18 protein-coding genes and 1 pseudogene are annotated in these 22034 nt (G+C 71.9%); 10 read left to right on the top strand and 9 right to left on the bottom strand.

What is annotated here, in order from left to right:
* Window positions 1-72: 72 nt before the first annotated feature.
* Window positions 73-546: pseudogene (locus ACH4ZX_RS29320) on the bottom strand (tyrosine-type recombinase/integrase); the annotation flags it as partial.
* 145 nt (window positions 547-691) lie between these two features.
* Here ACH4ZX_RS29320 and ACH4ZX_RS29315 point away from each other — a divergent pair.
* The 3 genes from ACH4ZX_RS29315 to ACH4ZX_RS29305 all read left to right on the top strand — a co-directional run bounded on the left by ACH4ZX_RS29315 (window position 692) and on the right by ACH4ZX_RS29305 (window position 6060).
* Complete coding sequence (locus tag ACH4ZX_RS29315) at window positions 692-2407, top strand: serine/threonine-protein kinase (protein ID WP_398279048.1); 1716 nt, start codon at window positions 692-694, stop codon at window positions 2405-2407.
* A 147-nt stretch (window positions 2408-2554) separates the two neighbouring features.
* Complete coding sequence (locus ACH4ZX_RS29310) at window positions 2555-4168, top strand: succinic semialdehyde dehydrogenase (RefSeq protein WP_398279045.1); 1614 nt, start codon at window positions 2555-2557, stop codon at window positions 4166-4168.
* Between the two features lie 83 nt (window positions 4169-4251).
* Window positions 4252-6060 carry a GMC family oxidoreductase N-terminal domain-containing protein gene (locus tag ACH4ZX_RS29305; protein ID WP_398279042.1) on the top strand — a complete coding sequence of 603 codons (1809 nt, stop codon included), beginning with the start codon at window positions 4252-4254 and terminating at the stop codon, window positions 6058-6060.
* A gap of 186 nt (window positions 6061-6246) precedes the next feature.
* Here the strand turns inward: ACH4ZX_RS29305 and ACH4ZX_RS29300 are convergent, their stop codons facing one another.
* Both ACH4ZX_RS29300 and ACH4ZX_RS29295 read right to left on the bottom strand, forming a co-directional pair.
* Window positions 6247-7281, bottom strand: a complete 1035-nt coding sequence (locus tag ACH4ZX_RS29300; protein ID WP_398279039.1) for a cell wall protein — start codon at window positions 7279-7281, stop codon at window positions 6247-6249.
* 734 nt (window positions 7282-8015) lie between these two features.
* On the bottom strand, window positions 8016-8405 hold the full coding sequence (locus ACH4ZX_RS29295) for a chorismate mutase (protein ID WP_398279036.1): 390 nt from the start codon (window positions 8403-8405) through the stop codon (window positions 8016-8018).
* 387 nt (window positions 8406-8792) lie between these two features.
* Between ACH4ZX_RS29295 and guaA the strand changes: the two genes are divergently transcribed.
* A complete protein-coding gene (guaA, locus tag ACH4ZX_RS29290) occupies window positions 8793-10370 on the top strand; it encodes a glutamine-hydrolyzing GMP synthase (protein WP_324789097.1) in 1578 nt (525 codons plus the stop codon).
* A gap of 9 nt (window positions 10371-10379) precedes the next feature.
* Here the strand turns inward: guaA and ACH4ZX_RS29285 are convergent, their stop codons facing one another.
* On the bottom strand, window positions 10380-10853 hold the full coding sequence (locus tag ACH4ZX_RS29285; RefSeq protein ID WP_398279032.1) for a pyridoxamine 5'-phosphate oxidase family protein: 474 nt from the start codon (window positions 10851-10853) through the stop codon (window positions 10380-10382).
* Between the two features lie 233 nt (window positions 10854-11086).
* On the opposite strand from ACH4ZX_RS29285, the gene ACH4ZX_RS29280 reads away from it, so the two are divergent.
* On the top strand, window positions 11087-11890 hold the full coding sequence (locus tag ACH4ZX_RS29280) for a class II aldolase/adducin family protein (RefSeq protein ID WP_360751186.1): 804 nt from the start codon (window positions 11087-11089) through the stop codon (window positions 11888-11890).
* A 90-nt stretch (window positions 11891-11980) separates the two neighbouring features.
* On the opposite strand, the gene ACH4ZX_RS29275 is transcribed toward ACH4ZX_RS29280, so the two are convergent.
* Window positions 11981-12865: a DUF4429 domain-containing protein gene (locus ACH4ZX_RS29275; RefSeq protein ID WP_398279029.1), complete on the bottom strand. Its 885-nt coding sequence runs from the start codon at window positions 12863-12865 to the stop codon at window positions 11981-11983.
* Between the two features lie 188 nt (window positions 12866-13053).
* Here ACH4ZX_RS29275 and ACH4ZX_RS29270 point away from each other — a divergent pair, with 188 nt between their 5' ends.
* Window positions 13054-14343: a hypothetical protein gene (locus ACH4ZX_RS29270; RefSeq protein ID WP_398279026.1), complete on the top strand. Its 1290-nt coding sequence runs from the start codon at window positions 13054-13056 to the stop codon at window positions 14341-14343.
* Between the two features lie 440 nt (window positions 14344-14783).
* Here ACH4ZX_RS29270 and ACH4ZX_RS29265 read toward each other — a convergent pair whose 3' ends face one another.
* Window positions 14784-15026 carry a hypothetical protein gene (locus ACH4ZX_RS29265; protein ID WP_398279023.1) on the bottom strand — a complete coding sequence of 81 codons (243 nt, stop codon included), beginning with the start codon at window positions 15024-15026 and terminating at the stop codon, window positions 14784-14786.
* Window positions 15013-16536, bottom strand: coding sequence for a PspC domain-containing protein (locus ACH4ZX_RS29260; RefSeq protein ID WP_398279020.1), 1524 nt, complete (start codon window positions 16534-16536; stop codon window positions 15013-15015). The genes ACH4ZX_RS29265 and ACH4ZX_RS29260 overlap by 14 nt, the downstream gene beginning before the upstream one ends.
* A 179-nt stretch (window positions 16537-16715) precedes the next feature.
* Between ACH4ZX_RS29260 and ACH4ZX_RS29255 the strand changes: the two genes are divergently transcribed.
* Both ACH4ZX_RS29255 and ACH4ZX_RS29250 read left to right on the top strand, forming a co-directional pair.
* A complete protein-coding gene (locus ACH4ZX_RS29255) occupies window positions 16716-18014 on the top strand; it encodes a PspC domain-containing protein (RefSeq protein WP_398279017.1) in 1299 nt (432 codons plus the stop codon).
* A complete protein-coding gene (locus ACH4ZX_RS29250; protein WP_398279014.1) occupies window positions 18011-18733 on the top strand; it encodes a LuxR C-terminal-related transcriptional regulator in 723 nt (240 codons plus the stop codon). The genes ACH4ZX_RS29255 and ACH4ZX_RS29250 overlap by 4 nt, the downstream gene beginning before the upstream one ends.
* Before the next feature lie 63 nt (window positions 18734-18796).
* Here ACH4ZX_RS29250 and ACH4ZX_RS29245 read toward each other — a convergent pair whose 3' ends face one another.
* Window positions 18797-20341: a protein kinase gene (locus tag ACH4ZX_RS29245; protein ID WP_398279011.1), complete on the bottom strand. Its 1545-nt coding sequence runs from the start codon at window positions 20339-20341 to the stop codon at window positions 18797-18799.
* A 74-nt stretch (window positions 20342-20415) separates the two neighbouring features.
* Complete coding sequence (locus ACH4ZX_RS29240) at window positions 20416-20859, bottom strand: ATP-binding protein (RefSeq protein WP_398279008.1); 444 nt, start codon at window positions 20857-20859, stop codon at window positions 20416-20418.
* Window positions 20860-20969: 110 nt separating this feature from the next.
* Between ACH4ZX_RS29240 and ACH4ZX_RS29235 the strand changes: the two genes are divergently transcribed.
* Window positions 20970-21809, top strand: a complete 840-nt coding sequence (locus ACH4ZX_RS29235; RefSeq protein ID WP_398279005.1) for a helix-turn-helix domain-containing protein — start codon at window positions 20970-20972, stop codon at window positions 21807-21809.
* Entirely contained in the window at window positions 21806-22027 is a 222-nt protein-coding gene (locus ACH4ZX_RS29230; protein WP_398279002.1) for a DUF397 domain-containing protein, read from the top strand. The genes ACH4ZX_RS29235 and ACH4ZX_RS29230 overlap by 4 nt, the downstream gene beginning before the upstream one ends.
* Window positions 22028-22034 lie beyond the last annotated feature (7 nt).

Raw genomic sequence — 22034 nt, 5'->3', positions numbered from 1 at the left:
ATGATCACGGATCCCGTGTCCGCTCTGTCATCCACCCCAACCAGCGACACTCTCACGCCAGTTGGGCGATCCCGGGAACTTGCGCAAGCCTTGGGTGCGGGTGCGCTGGAGGGAGCGGCGGATGATGGCCGTTCCTGTGGTGAGGTCGCGGTCTTCCCAGTGGAGGCCGAGGAGTTCGCCCTTGCGGAGTCCGGTGCGGAGGGCGAGTTCGTAGAGCGCGTGGAGCCGGTCGGCGTGGGCCGCGTCGAGGAACTGGCGAGCCTCGGCCGCTGCGAGCGGACGGAAGCGCCTGGGCTGGTGCATGGTGGTCTTGACGTTGCGGGCGACGTTGCGCGGCAGCTCGTCTTCGCGGACGGCTTGTTCCAGTGCGGACTTGAGGACCGAGTGCACGTAGGTCACGGTCAAGGCGGACAGCCGCTTCTGGCAGCACTCGCCGACCGCGCAGCACTTCTTCCGTTCGGTGTCCAGCCCCTGGGTGCAGCACTGGCAGGTGGTGCGGAGGCGGTTGAGGAGGGTGCGGACATCCTTGGCAGTGAGACGTGCGAGAACGACAACGAGTTGGTGGTCCCCGCGCATTTCGGGGGTACGGGTGCCGTGGACGTGCGGCGGAACGGGGCGCGGCTCGCCCTCGGTGCGTGGCGGGGGTGATGTCGCGTCGACAAGCCTGTGTTCCGCACGGTACTCATGAGGCATGAGCGAAGGCGGGGAACAGGTGCGCGACGGACGGCTGATCGACGGCCGCTACCGGCTGGCCGAGCGCATCGGCTCCGGCGGGATGGGCACCGTCTGGCGGGCCTACGACGAGCTCGTGCAGCGTGAAGTCGCCGTCAAGGAGCCCCGGTTGCCCGGCGGCCCGGAGGGCGACGAACACCGGCGCGCCGCCCACCGCCTGTACCGCGAGGCCCGCGCCGCCGCCCGCGTGGACCATCCCTCCGCCGTCTCGATCCACGACGTCGTCGCCGAGGAGGAGGACGGACTGCCGTGGATCGTCATGGAGTTGGTCCGGGGCGAGTCCTTGCACCAGCGGCTCGCGCGCGGCCCGGTCGAGGCGCGCGAGGCCGCCCGCATCGGGCTCGCCGTCCTCGGCGCCCTGCGGGCCGCGCACGCCGTCGGCATCGTGCACCGTGACGTCAAGCCCGCCAACGTGCTGCTCGGTCCCCGTGGCCGCGTCGTCCTCACCGACTTCGGCATCGCCCACGTCCAGGGCGAGGAATCCCTCACTGTCAGCGGGGAGTTCGTCGGCTCGCTGGAGTTCGTCGCGCCGGAGCGGATGTCGGGCCGGGGTGCGGGGCCCGCGTCCGATCTGTGGTCCCTGGGCGTGCTGTTGTACGCGGCCGTCGAGGGCCGGTCCCCGTTCCGGCGTACGACGCCGGAATCGACGCTGACCGCGGTCATAGCCGCCGACCCGCCCGAGCCGAAGCAGGCCGGCCCGCTGGGCCCGCTGATCACCCGGTTGCTGGCGAAGGACGCCGAGCGACGGCCCGGCCCGGAGGAGACCGGCGCGGTACTGGAGGCCGTCGCCGAGGGATGGCCGGTGCCGGTGATCGAGGAGGCGGAGGCCCAGGACGGGGACGGACTCGTGGAGTTCGGCGACGACCAGGGCACCGTACGGCTCGGTTCGGCGGCCGGCGGGGCGGCCTCCGGGGCGGTCCCGGCCCCCGCCGCCACCCCGGCCGGGACTCCCCGGACGCCCCCCGACTCCGATCCCGAGACCACGGCTCAAGGAACCAGCCCGACCCGCAGGCGGTCCCTCCTCCGCCACCCCGCCCCCATGGCCCTGCTCGGTGCTCTCCTCGTCGGTGCCGCCTGGTTCGGCGTCTCCTTACTCGGCGACTCCCACAGCGACGCGATCACCGGGCACACCGCCACCTACCGTTCCGCTCCCGCGGCCGCGGAGGCGTCCACGTCCGCGGAGGCATCGACGCCCGCCACGTCGGCCGGAGGCGGCTGGGCCGGGCACCGGGAGAAGGGCATGGACGCCGTCCTGTACCTGCCGGGCGCGTACCGGGTGACCGCACGGGACGGTGGCGGGGGCGGGAGCGACTCGCCCCGGACGGTCGTGTACGCGGCGGGCGGCGCGATCCAGGTCCGCCTCGCCCAGTGGGACAAGGCGCCCGCCTCCCTGAAGGACCAGGCGGAGGAGGCGCACGCCGTCTGGGACTCCCGCTACGGGGACGCGCGCACCCAGTACACCTCCACCACCTTCCGCGGCGACGAGGCCGTACTCGTCGACACCACCTACGGTCTCGATCACACGCCCACCCGGGTCATGGAACTGATCGTCCGCACCGGCGACGACCGGATGTACTGGCTGCGCGTGACCATGCCGAAGGGCACCGCGGCCGAGAAGGACGGAACGGCCCTGTTCAAGGGCGCACGGGACCGCCTCACCGTCGAGAAAAGCTGAACCGGCCCCGGTCCGGCCCATGTCCAGTCCACACAACCCCTGATCAGGGCATTCGTTGCCAGTAGCCACTGGCGGCATGTGTGCAGTCGGTGAAGCCGCGTTACCGACGGGTACCCAAAGTTTCCGTCGCGGCATACCCTGCGCCTCATGACGGACGCGCAGGCCCCGGCCAAGACCGGCACGAATCCTCTCGCCCCCGCCCCCGAGGGCGCCCGCACCGCCGCTCAGGTGGTCACCCCCGAGCTGGTCGCCCGGCTGACCAAGGGCGTGGCCGGCTCCGGGCGCACCGCGAACCACACGCCCTTCACCGGCGAGAAGCTGGCCGACCTGCCGGAGTCCACGCCCGAGGACGTGGCGGGGGCGTTCGAGGCGGCCCGCCGCGCCCAGGCCGTCTGGGAACAGACCCCGGTGCGGCAGCGTGCCGCCGTGCTGCTGCGCTTCCACGACCTCGTCCTCGAACGCCAGGCGGAGGTCCTCGACCTGATCCAGTTGGAGACCGGCAAGGCCCGCCTGCACGCCCACGAGGAGGTGCAGGCCGTCGCCGTCGCGTCCCGGCACTACGGCCGCAAGGCCCCCGCCTACCTGCGGCCCAAGCGGCACGCGGGCGCCATGCCCACGCTGACGAAGGTCACCGAACTGCGCCACCCGCGCGGCGTCGTCGGCCAGATCGCCCCCTGGAACTACCCCCTGGAGCTGTCGGTCGGCGACGCGCTGCCCGCCTTCGCCGCGGGCAACGCGGTCGTGATGAAGCCGGACACGGAGACCTGCCTGACCGCCCTGTGGGCCCGGGACCTGCTCGTCGAGGCCGGCCTGCCCGCCGACGTCTTCCAGGTCGTCATCGGCGACGGCCCGGTCGTCGGCCCGGAGATCGTCCGGCACGCCGACTACGTCTCCTTCACCGGCTCCACCCGCACCGGCCGCGAGGTCGCCCAGGGCGCCGCCGCCCGCCTGGTCGGCGTCTCCCTCGAACTCGGCGGCAAGAACGCCATGCTGGTCCTGGAGGACGCCGACATCGAGAAGGCGGCCGCCGGTGCGGTCCGCGCCTGCTTCTCCTCCGCCGGGCAGCTGTGCATCTCCATCGAGCGGCTCTACGTCCACGAGTCGGTCGCGGACGCCTTCCTGGAGCGCTTCGCCGCCCGCACGAAGGCCATGCGGCTCGGCAGGTCCCTCGCGTACGGCGCCGACATGGGCTCCCTGGTCGGCGAGCGGCAGCTGGAGACCGTCACCCGGCACGTCGAGGAGGCCGTCGCCAAGGGCGCGCAGGTCGTCGCGGGCGGGGTGGCCCGGCCGGACATCGGCCCGTACTTCTTCGAGCCGACCATCCTCGACGGCGTCACGGAGCCGATGTCGGTGTGCACGGAGGAGACCTTCGGCCCGGTCGTGTCGGTCTACCGCTTCCGCACCGAGGAGGAGGCGATCGAACTCGCCAACTCCACGCCGTACGGCCTGAACGCCTCGGTGTGGACGAAGGACGGCCGGCGCGGCCGCCAGGTCGCCGCCCGGCTGCGCACCGGCACGGTGAACGTCAACGAGGGCTACGCCCCCGCCTACGGCAGCGTCCAGTCCCCGATGGGCGGCATGAAGGACTCCGGCCTCGGCCGCCGCCACGGCTCCGAGGGCATCCTCAAGTACACGGAGGCCCAGACGGTCGCCCAGCAGCGCCTGCTGCCCATGGCGCCGTCACTGGGCATGGACGACGAGAAGTACGCGGCATTCATGAGCAGGAGCCTCAGGCTGATGAAGGCGTTCCGCTTCCGCTAGGGAGCCTCCCGGGGGCCCTTGTCCGAGGGCCCCCGGACAGCACCCGTTCTCAAGTTCTCGACAGTTCTCGACGAGGAGAGCACGTGTCACAGGAGACCTCTGTCCGCACGCAGGACGACGACGCTGCGTACGACTATGACGTCATCGTCGTCGGATCGGGTTTCGGCGGCAGCGTCACCGCCCTGCGCCTGACCGAGAAGGGCTACCGCGTCGGCGTACTGGAGGCCGGCCGCCGCTTCACCCGCGAGGCGCTGCCCAAGAACTCCTGGGACCTGAAGAACTACCTCTGGGCCCCGAAGCTCGGCATGTACGGCATCCAGCGCATCCACCTGCTGGGCAACGTCATGGTGCTGGCCGGGGCGGGCGTCGGCGGCGGCTCCCTCAACTACGCCAACACCCTCTACGTGCCCCCGAAGGCCTTCTTCGAGGACCCGCAGTGGCGCTCCATCACCGACTGGCAGGAGGAGCTCAAGCCGTACTACGACCAGGCCCGGCGCATGCTCGGCGTCCGGCTCAACCCGACCATGACCCCGTCCGACGTGCACCTGAAGGCGGCGGCCGAGCGGATGGGCTACGGCGACACCTTCCACATGGCGCCGGTCGGGGTGTTCTTCGGCGACGGCGAGGACGCGGACGGGAAGGCGAAGGCCAAGCCGGGCGAGCGGGTGCCCGACCCCTACTTCGGCGGCGTGGGCCCGGAGCGCACCGCCTGCACCGAGTGCGGCGAGTGCATGACCGGCTGCCGGCACGGCGCGAAGAACACCCTCAACGAGAACTACCTGTTCCTCGCCGAGAAGGCGGGCGCGGTCGTGCACCCGATGACGACGGTGGTGTCCGTCACGGACGACTCGCGCGGCGGGTACGCCGTCGCCACCCTGCCCACGGACGACCGCAAGAAGGGCCGCGGCCGCACCTTCCGGGCCCGCCAGGTCGTCCTCGCCGCCGGCACCTACGGCACCCAGACCCTGCTGCACCGCATGAAGGCGACCGGTCGGCTGCCCCGGATCTCCGACAAGCTGGGCGAGCTGACCCGCACCAACTCCGAGGCGCTGGTCGGCGCGCAGACCGACAGCCGGCGCTACCGCAGGGTGACGGGCGAGCCGAAGGTCGACTTCACCCGCGGAGTCGCCATCACGTCCTCGGTCCACCCGGACGAGAACACCCACATCGAGCCGGTCCGCTACGGCAAGGGTTCCAACTCGATGGGCAGCCTGTCGGTCCTCCAGGTGCCGTACGCGGAGGGCTCCTCCAGGGCGCTGGCCTGGCTGCGCAACGCCGCCCGCCACCCGATGCTGGTACTGCGCTCGCTGTCCAACCGGCGCTGGTCGGAGCGGACCATCATCGGCCTGGTGATGCAGTCGCTGGACAACTCCCTGACGACTTACCTGAAACCGGGCGGCGTCGGCAAGGGCCTGCTGACGGCACGCCAGGGTCACGGCGCCCCCAACCCCTTGCAGATCAAGGCCGCGTCGGAGGGCGCGGCGGCGATCGCGGCGGAGATCAACGGCTTCCCCGGCAGCAACGTCGGCGAGCTGATGGGCACGCCGCTGACCGCCCACTTCCTCGGCGGCTGCGCGATCGGCGCCTCCCGCGAGACAGGCGTCATCGACCCCTACCACCGCCTCTACGGCCACCCCGGCATCTCCGTCGTCGACGGCGCCGCGGTCTCGGCCAACCTGGGCGTGAACCCGTCCCTCACCATCACCGCCCAGGCCGAGCGCGCCATGTCGTTCTGGCCCAACAAGGGCGAGCCGGACCAGCGCCCGCGGCAGGGGGCGGCGTACGAGCGGCTGAAGCCGGTGGAGCCGCAGGCGCCGGCGGTCCCGGCGGAGGCGTTCGCCGCGCTGCGGCTGCCGTTCCTCGGGGTGCCGACGGTGCCGCCGAAGAAGTAGCCGACGGGCCGGCGGGCCGATGGGCCCACTGGTCGGCCGGCCGATGGGCCCATGGGGCGACCGGTCGACCGGCCGACGGGCACACCGGCCGGCCCGTCGACGGACATGGAGAAGGACCCGCGCCCCCCTCCGAGCACAGGTCCTTCTCCCGTCTTGCGTCGCGCTTCGGCTTGCGCCGCGCGCTGGTTACGCGGCGTCGGCCCCGTTCCTGCGCCGGCGGGCCGCGACCACCACGCCCGCGCCGAGGAGGACCGCGACGCCGCTCATGAGGCCGACCGTCGGCAGCACGGAGTTCGCGCCGGTGTCGGCGAGGTTGCCGGTCGGCAGGGCGCTGACGTCGCCCTGCGGCTTCTTCACCGAGTCCTTGCCGCCGTTGTCGCCCGGGGTGGCGGTGCCCGGGTCGGGGTTGGCGGATCCGGCCTTCAGCACGGTGAAGTCGTACTGCGCCCAGCCCTCGGCGATGCAGTCCTGTCCGTCGACGTTGTCGAGGTAGGCGCCGGAGCCGAAGGAGTAGGCGTCACCGGCCGGGGCCTTGGCGTCGATGCCGACGCGCAGGTCGACCGTGCGGCTGGCGCCGGACTTGAGCTCGTCGACGTAGAAGAAGTAGTCGCCGGCCCAGTTGTCGTCGCCGATCCGGTCCCAGGAGCCGGTCTCGGGGTTCTTGAACTCCAGGTCGACGTACGGGCTCAGGTACTTCGACTCGTCCAGCTCGTAGTTCTCCACCTCGGCGTAGAAGGCGACGCCGTCGACGGTCGTCTTCGAGTCGTTGGTGACGACCAGCTTGAAGGAGTGGAAGCCGTCGCCCGCCACGATCTTGCCCGGCAGGCCCTTGATGTCCGCGGACACCTTCGCGCCGCTGTAGCCGGAGTCGACGTCCTCGCAGAACGGGACGTCCGGGTCGGTCGGGTCCTCGCTCGGCTCGGCCGACCCGGAGGGCTCGGGCTCGCCCGACTCGCTCGCGGACGCGCTGGCGGAGGTGCTCGCGGACGCCGACGAGGACGTGGAATCGCTCGGCGCGGGGTCCGAGTCGGACGGCAGGCCGGTGTCGGACGGGGTCGCGGACGCCGTGTCGCTCGGGGTCTCGGACGGTGAGGCGGATCCGCTCTCGCTGGAGGCTGTCAAGGGCGTGTCCTCCGCGAACGCGACGGGCGCGGACAGCAGCGTTAACGGCGCGATGGCGGCGGTCGCGGCGGCGACCGCCATGGCACGGCGAAGCTTCATGAAGACCTCAAGGGAGTCCGGTGTGGAGGGCTCCGCGTGTGGGGCGCGGGGATGTGGCCCTTGGTTCTGCACGTTGGATCGGCGGCACCTGCGAATGGTTGTCTTCGTATTCACGGGTTTCTTGTGTGACCTGGATCACGTGTCGAGTGGAAGTCGCGTGTCCCGCGGGGCTGGGCGGGGCGGGGCGGGCGGGGCGGGCACGCGAAGGGCCCCGCGGAACCGGCCGCGGGGCCCTTCTTCGTCAGCACCGGCGTCAGGGCAGCGCCGGTGCCTCGGGGCGGCGCCGGGGGATTGCGCCGCTTGCTCTCCATGCGCCCCGGGTCGCCGCCCCGGCGCGTCCTGGGCGCACGGGTGGTGTCGACCTCTGGCGGTGCGTCAGCACAGTGCAAGGCGGTTGGCCGAGGCGGGACTTGGGCTTGCCTGCATCCTGCTCGCCGGACGCGTCCCCCGCAACCGTTTCACCCGGAGTTGTGTGTTTTCGCAGGTTCCAACGGTCGGCTCCGGGCGTCCCCGGAGCCGACCGTCCTCAAGAGTGACCGGGCTGCTGTCCCCTGCCGTCCGGTCACGAATCCGGAGCGAGGTCCCACGACGCACGGCACGATCCGCACGTCTCATCGCTCCGGCGAGCCACGCGTGGTTCTTTCGGGCCCGCCCCTGGCTGGCACGGACACCACCACCAACGACGCCGCCCGTGAGGCGGTCACGCACCGTACGGGTGAGAGGAGGGGGCGAACTCAGATGCGACCGCGGCACAGTTCGAGGAGCGTCATGGCCAGGGAGGTGCCCGGCTTGCCCAGGGCCTCCCTGTAGTGGCCGAGGACCTCCATCTCCCGGGAGAGGTTCACGCGCCGCCCGCCGGAGGTGATCCGGGCTTCCTGGATGACGGCCGAGACGGCCATGCGTTCCTGGATCAGGCCGATGATCCGGTCGTCGAGCGCGTCGATGCGCTCACGGGCGCCGGCGATCACGTCGGCGGCCTCGGGGGTGCGGGCGCCGGTCAGGTCGGCGGGGGTGGGGCCGGTGGGGGTGGGGATCGTGCGGGCGGCCGGGCCGTTGGAGGTCGTGCCGGGGGTGGTGGCGCGGGGGGCGGTGGTTCCGGGGGTGGTCGTGTCGGTGGCGGTCATGTCGGGGGCTCCTCGTCTTGCGGGTGGGGTGCCCCGGAGCGGCAAGGCCCGGAAACGCCAGACGCCCCGGACCTTGTCGGCCCGGGGCGCCTGGGAAGTCGCTTGTCAGTTGCTCAAGCAGCACGACCATGGCAGCCGGCGGGCCGGATGCCATAGGTAAAGACGAAGGTCGGGTGCGTGAGCATGGGGCCAGTATGCCGGGCGGGGCGGCGGTGTCCAAGACGGTTCGCATACTGAGACCGGACCCGTCCCGGGAGGGAGCCGGGCCCGTCCTGGCAGGGAACCGGGCTCATCCCGGGAGGGGACCGGACTCGTCCCGGAAGGGGCGCCGCGGGGCCCGGTAGACTCGGACCCACACTCACCTCGCTCACCGCCGGAAGGCAACCCGTGTCATCAGCGACCCCCGCCGCCGCCCCCGACACCGTCCTGGTCGTCGACTTCGGCGCGCAGTACGCCCAGCTCATCGCCCGTCGAGTCCGCGAGGCCCGGGTCTACAGCGAGATCGTGCCGAGCACCATGCCGGTGGCGGAGATGCTCGCGAAGAACCCGGCGGCGATCATCCTCTCCGGCGGCCCCTCGTCCGTGTACGAGGAGGGCGCCCCCCGCCTGGACCGCGCGATCTTCGACTCCGGCGTCCCGGTCTTCGGCATGTGCTACGGCTTCCAGCTGATGGCACAGGCGCTCGGCGGCACCGTGGACAACACCGGCGCCCGCGAGTACGGCCGGACCGACCTGCACGTCTCCAAGCCGTCCTCCACCCTCTTCGAGGGCACCCCGGCCGAGCAGCACGTGTGGATGTCGCACGGCGACGCCTGCTCCGCCGCGCCCGAGGGCTTCACCGTCACGGCGTCCACCGACGTCGTACCGGTCGCCGCCTTCGAGAACGACGAGAAGAAGCTGTACGGCGTCCAGTACCACCCCGAGGTCATGCACTCCACGCACGGCCAGCAGGTGCTGGAGCACTTCCTCTACCGCGGCGCCGGCCTGAGCCCGGACTGGACCACCGGCAACGTCATCGAGGAGCAGGTCGCCGCCATCCGCGAGCTCGTCGGCGACAAGCGCGCGATCTGCGGCCTGTCCGGCGGCGTGGACTCCGCGGTGGCCGCCGCGCTCGTCCAGAAGGCCATCGGCTCCCAGCTGACCTGCGTGTACGTCGACCACGGCCTGATGCGCAAGGGCGAGACCGAGCAGGTCGAGAAGGACTTCGTCGCCGCGACCGGCGTCCAGCTGAAGGTCGTCGACGCCGAGGAGCGCTTCCTCACCGCGCTCAAGGGGGTCTCCGACCCCGAGGAGAAGCGGAAGATCATCGGACGCGAGTTCATCCGCGTCTTCGAGCAGGCGCAGGCCGAGATCATCGCGGACGAGGGTCCCGCGGTCGAGTTCCTGGTCCAGGGCACGCTCTACCCGGACGTGGTCGAGTCCGGCGGCGGCACCGGCACCGCCAACATCAAGTCCCACCACAACGTCGGCGGCCTCCCCGAGGACCTCGAGTTCAAGCTCGTGGAGCCGCTGCGCAAGCTGTTCAAGGACGAGGTCCGGATGGTCGGCCAGGAGCTGGGCCTGCCGGAGGAGATCGTCCAGCGGCAGCCGTTCCCCGGCCCCGGCCTCGGCATCCGCATCGTCGGCGAGGTCACCAAGGAGCGGCTGGACCTCCTGCGCGAGGCCGACGCCATCGCCCGCGAGGAACTGACCGCGGCCGGACTCGACCGGGACATCTGGCAGTGCCCGGTGGTGCTGCTCGCGGACGTCCGCAGCGTCGGCGTCCAGGGCGACGGCCGCACCTACGGCCACCCGATCGTCCTGCGCCCCGTCTCCTCCGAGGACGCCATGACCGCCGACTGGTCGCGGCTGCCGTACGACGTCCTCGCGAAGATCTCCACCCGGATCACCAACGAGGTCAAGGACGTCAACCGCGTCGTCCTCGACGTGACCTCGAAGCCGCCGGGCACCATCGAGTGGGAGTGACCTCCCCGGTCAGGTCCGTTTGAGGGTGCGCACCGGCTCTCCGGGCTTCCAGACCTCGACGACCAGGTACGTGTCGGCCTCGACGCAGGTCCGCACGACCTCCGTCAGCTCGGTGCGGAAGAGGTGGAACGGCTCAGGCGGTTCCACCTCTTTCACGTACGCCGCCTTCGCCGCCGGATCGTCCACCTCGATCGCGCGGCCGCCGATCCGCACGTCACCGCCGCCCATCGACGTCCCCTTGCCCGGGTTCGCCTGGAGTGCGAAGCGCGGGTCGCGGCGCAGGTCGAGCGCCTTGAGCGAGTCCGGCATCATGCCGAACCACAGCTCGCCGTGCAGGAAACGCACCTCCAGGCCGGTGGTGCGCGGCGACCCGTCCCTGCGCAGGGTGGCCAGGACGTGGTGGGTGAAGGCTCCGAAGCGCTCCTCGACCAGGGAGGCGAGCGCGGGTTCGGCGGCGCTGAAGGCGCCCCAGTTCGCTGTCATACGGCGAGTCTGACGCCGATACCCGACACCTTCTGTCTGCTTTTCCGGCGATGCGTCCAAGGGCGCGTCCAACGGTGCATCCAACGGTGCATCCAACGGTGCGGCGCCGGTCGCGGGCCGGACCCGCGAAGCCCCGGAACGGTTGAGCGCTCATCTTTACAGAACATCTCTGTTCTCCTGGGCTGACCGAGGGTAACTTCCGCCCCGTAACGCACCCCAGTGCTGGAGGACACATGCACGGGACGCCCGGGCCCACTCCGCCCCCCGCTCTCCCGACCGACCGGCTGCGGTTCGCCATGCCGCCCATGCACGAATCGGTCGAGGACGAACGCCGGCACCGCAAGGAACGGCTCGCGGGCGCGCTGCGGATCTTCGGGCGGCTCGGATTCGAGGACGGGGTCTCGGGCCACATCACCGCCCGCGACCCCGAGTACAGCACCTGCTTCTGGGTCAACCCGTTCGGGATCCCGTTCAAGCACGTCACGGTGAGCGACCTGGTGCTCGCCAACTCGGACGGCCAGGTGATCGAGGGCCGCTACCACGTCAACCAGGCCGCCTTCACCGTGCACGCCCAGGTCCACGCCGCCCGCCCCGACGTGGTGGCCGTGGCGCACTGCCACTCGGTGGGCGGCCGGGCCCTGTCCGCGCTCGGCGACCTGCTGGACCCCATCACCCAGGAAAGCTGCGCCTTCTACGAGGACCACGCCCTCTACGACGCCTACACCGGCGTGGCCGTCGACGCCGAGGAGGGCCGGCGCATCGCCACCGCGCTCGGCTCGCGCAAGGCGCTCGTGCTGCGCAACCACGGCCTGCTGACCGTCGGCGACTCGGTGGACGCGGCGGCCTGGTGGTTCGTGTCCATGGAACGCTCCTGCCAGGTGCAGCTGGCGGCGAAGGCGGCCGGCCGGCCACTCCTCATCGATCACAAACTGGCCACGGCGACCCGCGAACAGCTCGGCGGCGACCTGGTGGCGTGGATCAACTACCAGCCGATGTGGCAGGACATCAGCCGCAGCGAACCCGACCTGCTGACCTGAACCCTGCGTGCTGTCCCTGAACCCGGCTTGCTGACCCGGCCGGTGCGGGCATGGCGGGTGAGCGGGCAGTGCGGGCATGGCGGGCCGGTCCTAGAAACCGCGCAGCACCGCGGCCTTGGTCATCGCGAACTCCTCGTCCGTCAGCACCCCGTCCCGGTGCAGTTCGCCCAGCTCCCGCAGCCTGCGCAGGAGTACGTCGTGATGGTCGGCGGCCGCCGGGACGGCGGCGGTGAGCTGCCGCCGGTCCGCGTGGTCCACACCTGTGCGGATGGACGGATGCGGCAGCCGCGCGGTCACCGCGGTGGCGACCAGCGCGGTCAGCAGATCGCGGCGGGCGCTGCCCCACAGATCCAGGGCGTACGGATCCTTCTCCGGCGGCAGCTTGGAGAAGACCGTCTCGCGGGTCACGAACCGCAGGAAGCCGTCCTCGTAACCGGAGTTGGGCAGCCACTCCACCTGCACCAGGTCGCCCATGCCGATGATCCGCGGCCCGGTCGCCCGCTTGACCCGGTCGGAGGTGTCGGACCAGTCGATCCGCACCTGGGCGCCGTCGAAGGAGACGGTGCCGTCGGAGGAACGGACCGAGACCGGCACCGGCGGCCCGGGCAGCAGATACGCCTTCGTCGGCTCCTTGGGGATCTGGTCCAGCAGCAGCGCGTGACGGATCTCCTCGGCGACGTACTCGGCCACCCCGCCGCGGTCGGCGTCCACCAGCAGCCGGTAGGGGTCGGCCGGCTCGGGCAGTCTGCCGCCGGTCGCCTGCAGCAGCGGGTCGGCCCCCTCACGCAGCCGCATCCGCAGCCGCCCGCGCTTGCGCTCCGGCTCGAAGACGACGCCTGAGACGGCCTCCAGGGGCACGGCGATCTCCCCGTACGTCTGCCGGAACAGGGGTACGGAGCGGTGCAGGCCCGGCGTGATTCTGACCGTGGTGCCGTCGAAGGCCCAGGTCCCGTCCCGCTGGATGATCTCGGCCATAGGGAAATTCTCGCAGCCGGGTCAACACGGCCGCCCGCGCGTCACCCCGCGCTGACCGGACCTGCCGGATGCGGGACGTGTCACATAGGGCACAATGCGCTTTCATCACACCGGAGTCGAAGGACAGCGGCCCACTGCCGGAGAGGGGCCGCCGGTCGTCGGGCACGTGGGGAAGGCGGGCGTCGGGCGTGGCGGTGCAGGAGGCGAGGGGCGGCGCGGGCGCGGGCGCGCGCGGAGGTGCCCACGGGGGCGGCTGCACATGCGGGGACTGCCCGCACGGGGCACGCGAGGGACATCGGCGGGCGGTCGCCGCGTTCCTGCTCCAGCGCGACGAGTTCGCCGCCGGACAGGGGCTGCCCGCCGCGGTCGCCCACTCGGCCTCGGCCTCCCGCCAGTGGGTCTCGGAGGAACTCGCCCAGTCCGCGGGACTCGTCGCCGAGCGCGGCCGCGCCGAGGGCCAGGCATGGCTGGCACGGCTGTGGCGGCGGACGGTGTGCGTGGTGTGGGCGCTGGTGTTCGTCCTGCTCCTGTGCCAGTCCCTCACCGCGATCGGCGCCGGCTGGACGTCGGCCCGGACGGCCGGTCTGCTGGCCGCGCTGCTGGTGGCCGGTGCGCTGACGGCAGCGTCGTGGTTCCACCGCGCGCGGGGCGGTGCGCTGGCCCCGGTCATCGGCGAGGACAACCGGCTGTCCACCTCCCGCACGGTCGCGGCGGCGTGGGTGCTCTTCGTCGCCTACGCCGTGCTGGTGCTGGCGGGGCGTCTCGCCGCGGCCTCCCACCACACGGAACGCGACGCGCTGATCTCGGGACTGGACCTCGCCCGTGGGGCCGGTGTGGTGACCGTCCTCGCGGTGGTGTGCGGGATCGCCGTGCTGGTGCGGCGGGTGGTCGGGCTGCGGGTGCTCGGGCAACGGCTGCAGAAGGTACGTGCCGACCGGCCCAGGGCGGCCGACCTGCTGACGGACGACGCGGGCCGGGGGACGTTCGCCGACATCCAGTACGTCGTGATCAGCGCGGTCGCGCTGCTGTTCGGCGTGGTCCGGCTGGCGCGGCGCCCGGACCAGCTGCCGGACCTGCCCTGGGGGCTCGGCGTGGTGGTGCTGGTGTCGGCGGCGACGTACGTGGCCGGGAAGTACGCCGAGGGCGGCCGGCCCGTCATCCTCTCCGTGGTGCGCGCCCGCGAGGCCGGCGACCTCGACGCGCCGATCCGGACCGGCGACGACATCGAGATCCGCGGTGCCGGTTTCGTCCCGCCGGGCGCCGGGGCCGCCGACCGGCTGGCGCGGATGGTCGTACGCGTCGGCGCGGTCCACGTCCACGTGCCGCTGGTCCCCGTGACCGGCGGTTTCAGCAACCCGACGGACGCGGTCCTGACAGTGCCGGTACCGGCGGACGTGGAGCCCGGGCGGGTGGAGGTACAGGTCGTCACCGCGGCCGGGGTGGAGACCAACCGGTACGCGATCGAGGTGACGGACTGACCGGCCGACCGACGGCCGGACCGACCTACTGACGGACGGCCGGACGGCCGGACTGCCCGGTTGCCCGGCTGCTGGGACGACCCGTCGGCGGGCGGGTGGCAGCACGCGGGCAAGACGATGGCCGGGCGGACGACGGACTAGCGGCGACGGGGCCCGGCAGACAGCCGGGTGGATGACGGGCTGGTGGCGACGCCTGACAGGCGACAGCCTGGCGGACAACGGCTGGGCGGACAACGGCTGGGCGGACGACGGCTGGGCGGACGACGGCTTGGCGGCGTCCGCCCGATGGTGACGGCGACTGGCGGGAGCCGCCACCCGGTACGCCGCGCTGTGACGGCGGTGGGCGGAGAGGTACCGGTAGCTCCCGGCTCGGATCCGACGGCGTCCCGCTGGGACCTCGGTGTCCGGCCGCGCAGCCCTCGCAGCCGACGGCGTCCGGGTCAGACCTTGGCGTCCGGCCGCGCCGCCGCCGACTCCTCGCGCCCCGCTCTGCGGCGCCGGCGCACGGACCGGGCCAGCAGGCCCACCGCGCCGGCCAGGAACAGGCCGACCGTGACGACCGGGAGCGCCACGAACCACGGTGCCTCCCAGGCGCCGCCCGCGTCCCCGGCGTAGATGACGCCCGCGAGGGCGAGGAACAGACCGGCGACCAGCTTCCCGGGCTGGAACTCATGACGCAGCACGGCTGACCTCCGCCTGTCCCAGGCCGACCTGGAGATCCAGGTCGAGCGTGCCGCTGCTCTTGCCACCCGTCGTCGGCGACAGGGTCACCTCCTGATGCTTGCCCGGCTCCACGTCCACGTCCTTCTGATCGTCACCCGGCAACTGGATGTCGCCCACGCCCACGTCGATGCTCAGCCGCACGGTCACGTCCCGCGGCACGATCACCTTGAGCCGGCCCATGCCGACTTCGGCGTTCGTGCTCACCGTCTGCCCCTTGGCCACGTGCAGCCGGGTCAGGTCCAGGGTGCCGACGCCGCTGCCGAGGTCGTACGTCGGCCGTACGTCGGCCACCGCGATCGGCTGCCAGGTGGTGCGTGCCCAGTGCGTGCCGATGTCGCCGGGCAGGGCCGCCGATCCGGCGAGCAGCCCCGCCGTGATCACCGCCAGCAGGACCGAGCCGGCACCGGTGCGCCCCAGGAAGGCACTGATCGCTATGCCCAGGCCGAAGACGACGAGCGCGCAGGACAGGCCGGTCTGCAGGCTGGTGCCGAGAGGATGGTCGTCCCACGTCAGGCGCGTGCCCAGCCCACCCGCGAGCAGGGCGAGCAGGAAGACCCAGCCGCCTGTCCAGCGCGGCCCGCGCGGCCGGGGCGGTGCCGGGGGGCGCGGGGTGCGTATGTCCGCGCGGTTGTGCCAGTAGTTGCCCAGGCCGATGTTGACCGCGGCCGCGATGTCCCGGTCGCGGGAGTCCTGGGGCCCCCACAGGTATCCGGTGCCGCCCACATGCGTGCCGTCCTTGACGATGGGGTCGCGCCACCAGGAGGGGTACGCGGCGGGAACCGGCGGCGCCTTGGCCTCCGGCGGGGCGTCGGCGACGGCCTGGGCGGCCAGCGGGTCGGGGTCGGGGGTGTCACGCTGCCGCGACCAGTACCCGGCGCCCGCGAGGAGGAGGGAGAGGACGACGGCGAAGGCCAGCACGCCGCCGTTCTTCAGCATCGACAGGAACACGCCGCAGCCGACCAGCGCGAACAGCACGGCCGCCAGCGCCGACCCGTCGACGCGGCCGGTCAGCAGCTTTCGGACCTCGTTCTCGTCCTCGTCCTCGTACGGGACGAAGAGCCACGCGAAGCCGTAGAAGATCAGGCCGAGCCCACCGGTCGCGGAGAGCACCACGAGCGTGATCCGGAATATCACCGGATCCATGTCGCACTGCCGCCCGAGCCCGGCGCACACCCCGCCGAGCATCTTGTACCGCCGGTCCCGCCGGAGCGGCATGGGCGCCGGTTCCCCCTCTCTTTCCGTGCCCGCGCCCGCCCGCGCGCCCGCGCCGGGGTCCGTGTGGCCGCCCGCACCGGTGGGGGCGGCGGCCCCGGGACCCGAGGGCCCAGGCCCCGCGGTGGCCGTGGACGAGGCATCCGCGGAGTCCGCGGCGGGCGCGGCGGGCGCGGCGTCCTGCGGCCCGGCGCCCGGAGCGGGGCGCGGGCCGGAGCCGGGTCCCGGACCCGTCGCGGCGCGCTCGTGTTCTGTCATGACTCCATGGTGACGGCCGGGCCGCCGTCGCGGCAGTCGGAACGACCCTGGCCGGACCCTGAAATCGCCCCTGACCCGGAGCCCGGGAAACGTTCGACGGACCGGGCGGGCGAAGATCAGGGGAGTCTCCGGGGCCGACCCTGATGCCCGGGCAGGCCCGTCGTGTGACCATCGTTGGCATGCCGGAAGCCGCAGCAGCGCCACTCGTCGAACCGCGGCCGCCGCGCAAGCTCTACCGCAGCAGTGACGGACGCTGGCTCGGTGGTGTGGCGCGGGGGCTCGCCGGGCATCTCGGCCTGCCCGTGATCTGGGTGCGGCTCGTCTTCGTCGGCCTGTTCATGGGGGACGGCCTGGGCGCGCTGCTGTACGCGGCCTTCTGGTTCTTCGTACCCCTCGGCGTCGGCGGTGTCGGCGGGGCCGGCGGCCAGAAGCCGTCCCTCGTCTCCACCGAGACCTCGCCGGACGGCCGGCGTCGGCTCGTGGCGCGCAGACCGGACAAGGGCCAGATCGTCGCCCTGCTCCTCATGGTCGTGCTGGCCATGGTCTTCGTGAGCAATGTGCAGCTGGGCGGCGCGGCCAAGGCCTACCTCTGGCCCGCGGTGCTCGTCGGCGCGGGCGTCGCGCTGGTCTGGCGCCAGGCGGACAACGCCCGCCGGGCACGCTGGATGGAGGTCGGCCGCCGTCGGCGCACCCTCACCCTGCTGCGTTCCGCAGGCGGTGTCCTCCTCGTCACCGCCGGTGTCACCGGCATCTTCGTCCTGCAGGGCTCCGCCGCCCACCTCGGCTCCGTTCTCCAGGCCGCCCTCGCCGTCCTCGTCGGCATAACGCTCCTCGCGGGGCCGTACCTCGTCCGCATGACGCAGGATCTGTCCGAGGAACGCCTGATGCGCATCCGCGCCCAGGAGCGCGCCGAAGTCGCCGCCCACGTGCACGACTCGGTGCTGCACACCCTGACCCTGATCCAGCGCAACGCGGAGAACGCGGGCGAGGTCCGCCGTCTCGCCCGTGCCCAGGAGCGCGACCTGCGCACCTGGCTCTACAAACCCGAGGGCACCGGCAAGGAAGAGGCCGACGAGCCCGACAACCTCGCCGACGCGGTCCGGCGCAACGCCGCCGAGGTCGAGGACAAGCACGGCGTCCCGATAGAGGTCGTCGTCGTCGGCGACTGCCCGCTCGACGACAGGACCGGAGCGCAGATGCAGGCCGCGCGTGAGGCAATGGTCAACGCCGCGAAGTACGGTGGCGACGGCGGCGCCGTACAGGTCTATGCCGAAGTCGAGGGCAGAACGGTCTTCGTGTCCGTCCGGGACCGCGGCCCCGGCTTCGACCTCGACTCGATACCCGCCGACCGCATGGGCGTCAGAGAATCGATCATCGGCCGCATGGAGCGCAACGGCGGCACGGCGCGAGTACGCGCGGTGCCGGGCGGCGGCACGGAGGTCGAACTGGAGATGGAGAGGGCGGAGAAGACGTCATGAGCGACTCGACCGAGGCGAACGCGGAGCCCATGGAGCCGGCCGGCGACGGCGCGGGCAGGCGCCACGTGCGCGTGGTCCTCGTCGACGACCACCGCATGTTCCGTACGGGCGTGCAGGCCGAGATCGGCCAGACCGAGCAGACCGGCGTCGAAGTCGTCGGGGAGGCCGCGGACGTCGACCAGGCGGTCACCGTCATCACCGCGACCCGCCCCGAGGTCGTCCTCCTCGACGTCCACCTCCCGGGCGGCGGCGGAGTCGAAGTCCTGCGCCGCTGCGCCCCCTTGATGGCCGACGCCGAGCAGCCCGTCCGCTTCCTCGCGCTGTCCGTCTCGGACGCGGCGGAGGACGTGATCGGCGTGATCCGCGGCGGTGCCCGCGGCTATGTCACCAAGACCATCACCGGCGCCGACCTCATCGGCTCGATCTTCCGCGTCCAGGAGGGCGACGCGGTCTTCTCCCCGCGCCTGGCCGGCTTCGTCCTCGACGCCTTCGCCTCCACCGACGCCCCGCCGGTCGACGAGGACCTCGACCGTCTCACCCAGCGCGAACGCGAGGTGCTGCGCCTGATCGCCCGCGGCTACGCCTACAAGGAGATCGCCAAGCAACTGTTCATCTCCGTCAAGACCGTCGAATCCCACGTCTCCGCGGTCCTGCGCAAGCTCCAACTCTCCAACCGCCACGAACTGACCCGCTGGGCCACGGCACGACGGCTGGTGTGACCGTCCGGCACGCGAGCCGACGGCCCCCCCGGCTGCCGAACCTCGTAGCGTCCCCGTGGCGCCTCATGGAGATGCGGGTGCCGACTGTTCTCTGTGGGGATCGGCCGCCGGATTCTCCGCGTCCCGCTCGTCGTTGCGTGTCTCGCCGCGGTCTGTGCCCTGTGGTGGCTGGGCGCGTGACTTGAGTACGTGCGTGCCGACGGCGATCGTGACGCCCAGGAGCAGGGCGTAGAACACGCCGATCTTGCGGAGGTCGTCGAGGAAGAACCAGACGCAGGTGAGGCCGGTGAACCAGAAGGCGACGAGAGCGAACCCGCCCCCAGGCGCGTCGCGGTACCCGGCGACGAGACAGACGGCGGCGACCGCACCGAGGATGAGAGTCACGACGACGTAGTGGGTGTCCCAGCCGATGTACTGGCGGGCGAGACCCGACTGCACGGCCACCGCCTCGGCCACCGGGCCCCAGGCCACGGCGCAGGCGAGCCGTGCCGACCACAGCAGCAGCACTGATCCGAACACCCCGGCCAGCAAGGCCACTTGGCGGAAGCGGTCGATCTCGATGGCGTCGGTCCGGGAGACCATCACGGACAGCAGACAGCCGAGCAGCGCGAGCAGGCCCTCGGCCGACGGCTGGACGACCACCCCCATCCGGCGCCGGTTCGGGGAGGGGGTCGGCGGGGTACTGTCGGCGGAGGCCCGCGGAGCGACGGCCGGGCGCGTCATCGTCCTGGCCGCCGGATCGACCTCGGTGGGAGACGGGGACACGGACGCGGGGGCGACCAGTGCGGCCTCGGCGAGCGAGACCCTCATCGCAGCCGCGTCCGGGAAGCGGTCATCCCGGCTCTTTCGCAGAGCGCGCAGAATGACCGTGTCCATCGCAGCAGGCAGCTCCGGCCGCAGGCAGGACGGCGCCACGGGCTCCGCGGCCAGGTGCTGGTGCATCACGGAGAACGGTGATTCGCCGGTGAACGGGGGGCGCCCCGTCACGAGTTCGTACAGGAGGCAGCCCACGGCGTACAGGTCCGTACGGTGGTCGGTCTCGTCCCCGACGATCTGCTCGGGTGACAGGTAAGCGGGCGTGCCGACCGCAACTCCGGTGCCGGTGAGGCGGGTCGCCGCTTCGCTGAGTGCCTTGGCGATGCCGAAGTCGAGCACCTTGACCGTACCGCCGCGCGTGAGGATGACGTTTGCCGGCTTGATGTCCCGGTGCACGATGGCCTGCCGGTGGCTGTGTTCAAGAGCCTCCAGCACCTGTCCGGTGATGTCCACTGCCTGCGCGACCGGCATGGGGCCGTCGCCCACGACATCGCTCAGCGTCCGGCCCTTCACGTACTCCATCACCAGGTACGGCTCGGCGGAACCGTCTCCGGAGCCCTCACCCGCGTCGTGAACGGTGGCTATGCCGGGGTGGTTGAGCGCGGCGGCGGCATGCGCCTCTCGCCGGAACCGGGCGAGGAACTGGGGCTGCCGCGCCAGCTCCGCGGAGAGGGTCTTCACGGCGACCTCCCGGCGCAGCCGACGGTCGACCGCCCGGTACACAGTCCCCATGCCGCCGCGCCCGAGCTGCTCCACCAGCTCGTAGCGCTGCGCCAAGATCCTTCGCTCCACGCTTCCCCCCTGAGTCGCCGGCACCGGCCTGCGGGAAGACCCTGCCACACGCCTGCCGGGCAGCAGCATGACCCTCAGCCTTGTGGGGTCTTCGTCAGGAGTTCGCACCACACTTCCTTGCCGATCCCACACTCCCGCCTCTCCGCGCCCCAGTCGTCCGCCAGCGCCGCCACCAGCGCGAGCCCCCGGCCCGACTCGTCGTCCAGCGATGCCTGGCCCGGCTCGGGGAGTGCGTTGTTCGCACCGGTCACCGTGACGCGGACCCGGTCCTCGGTGACCACGCAGCGGGCCCGGATCTCGCGGCCGGCCGGGACCTTCGCGTGACGGTAGGCGTTCGTCATCAGCTCGCTCAGGAGGAGTTCCGCCGTGTCGGTCACGTCCTGCGGCAGCCCCCAGGAGGCCGCCTGCTCACGGAACAGCGCACGTGCCCTGCCCACGCTGCGCGCGTGACGCGGCAGCCGCCACTCGATGTCCTTCGGGGCGGCTGTCGTGGGGAGTTGGGGCCACGGGGTCTGCATGCGCTGTTCATCCCTTGCGTGGAAGTTCTGACGTTCGGCCAGTTCACGGTCCCGGGTCGTGCGTAGCCTCGCGAGTGACGGCGCGGGTACGGCGAGTGACCGTACCTGTCGTGAACCCGGTGGAGGTGTACGTGACGACCGACGTGAACTCCCAGCCGCCGATCGCGTGGCGGTACTGCGGCAGCCAGATCAAGTTGTGGCGCGCGGAAGCCGGCGTCGGCCGCGAGGCGCTGGCCAAGGAGGCCGGTTACGACTACGAGTACGTCAAGTCCATGGAGAACGGCCGCCGTCGGCCCACGCTGCGGCTGTTGCAGATCGCCGACCAGGTGTGCGGGGCGGGCGGCAAACTCGTCGCGGCTCAGGAGTACCTGAAGCCGGAGCCGTTCCCGGCGCGGTCGCAGGAGTTCATGGCCATCGAGGCCGAGGCCATCAGCTTCTCCTGTTACGAGCCGCTGCTCATTCCTGGCTTGTTGCAGACGGAGGAATACGCGCGAGCGCTGATCGGGGGAAGCTGCCCGCCTCTGGATGACGAGACGGTTGCCGAACGCGTGGCTGCGAGGCTGCGCCGTCAAGAAGCGGTGACCCGGCGGATCAGTGTGCTTTACAGCTTCCTGATCTACGAAGCTGCGCTGCGGACGGGCATCGGCGGCAGCGATGTCATGAGGGCCCAGATCAGGCACCTTTTGAAAGTCGGCCAGTTGCGTAACGTGTCCGTCCAAGTGCTGCCCATCGGCCGGTGCAGCGGCGTCGCCCTCGCGGGGCCGATGGTCTTGCTGGAGTCACCGGAGCATGACGCATTTGCCTATGTTGAGGGGCCGGAGGTGAGTGTGCTGCACGCCCGTCCGGACAAGGTGAGTGCATTGAGCCAAAGGCATTCCATGATCCGCATGCATGCCCTCAGTATTGAGGAGTCAGCGGAGTTCATCGGAAGGGTGGCGGAGGAGCTGTGATCGACAGCCTGGTGTGGTTCAAGTCCAGCTACAGCGATGATCAGGGCGGCAACTGTATAGAAGTCGCCCCCTGCCCCCGCACCATCCACGTCCGGGACTCGAAGCTAGGCTCCGAGAGCCCCCGTTTCGCTGTCGCCGGGACGGCCTGGGCCGCGTTCGTCGCGTACGCCGCCGTCGGGGGAGGGCCGGTGTCGGGTGGTGTCCGGGGCGCTGTCTAAGCTCCGG

It is taken from the genome of Streptomyces sp. NPDC020490 (genome assembly GCF_044335305.1).
In the GTDB taxonomy this organism is placed as follows: domain Bacteria; phylum Actinomycetota; class Actinomycetes; order Streptomycetales; family Streptomycetaceae; genus Streptomyces.
This window is presented reverse-complemented; position numbering and strand designations above follow the sequence as displayed.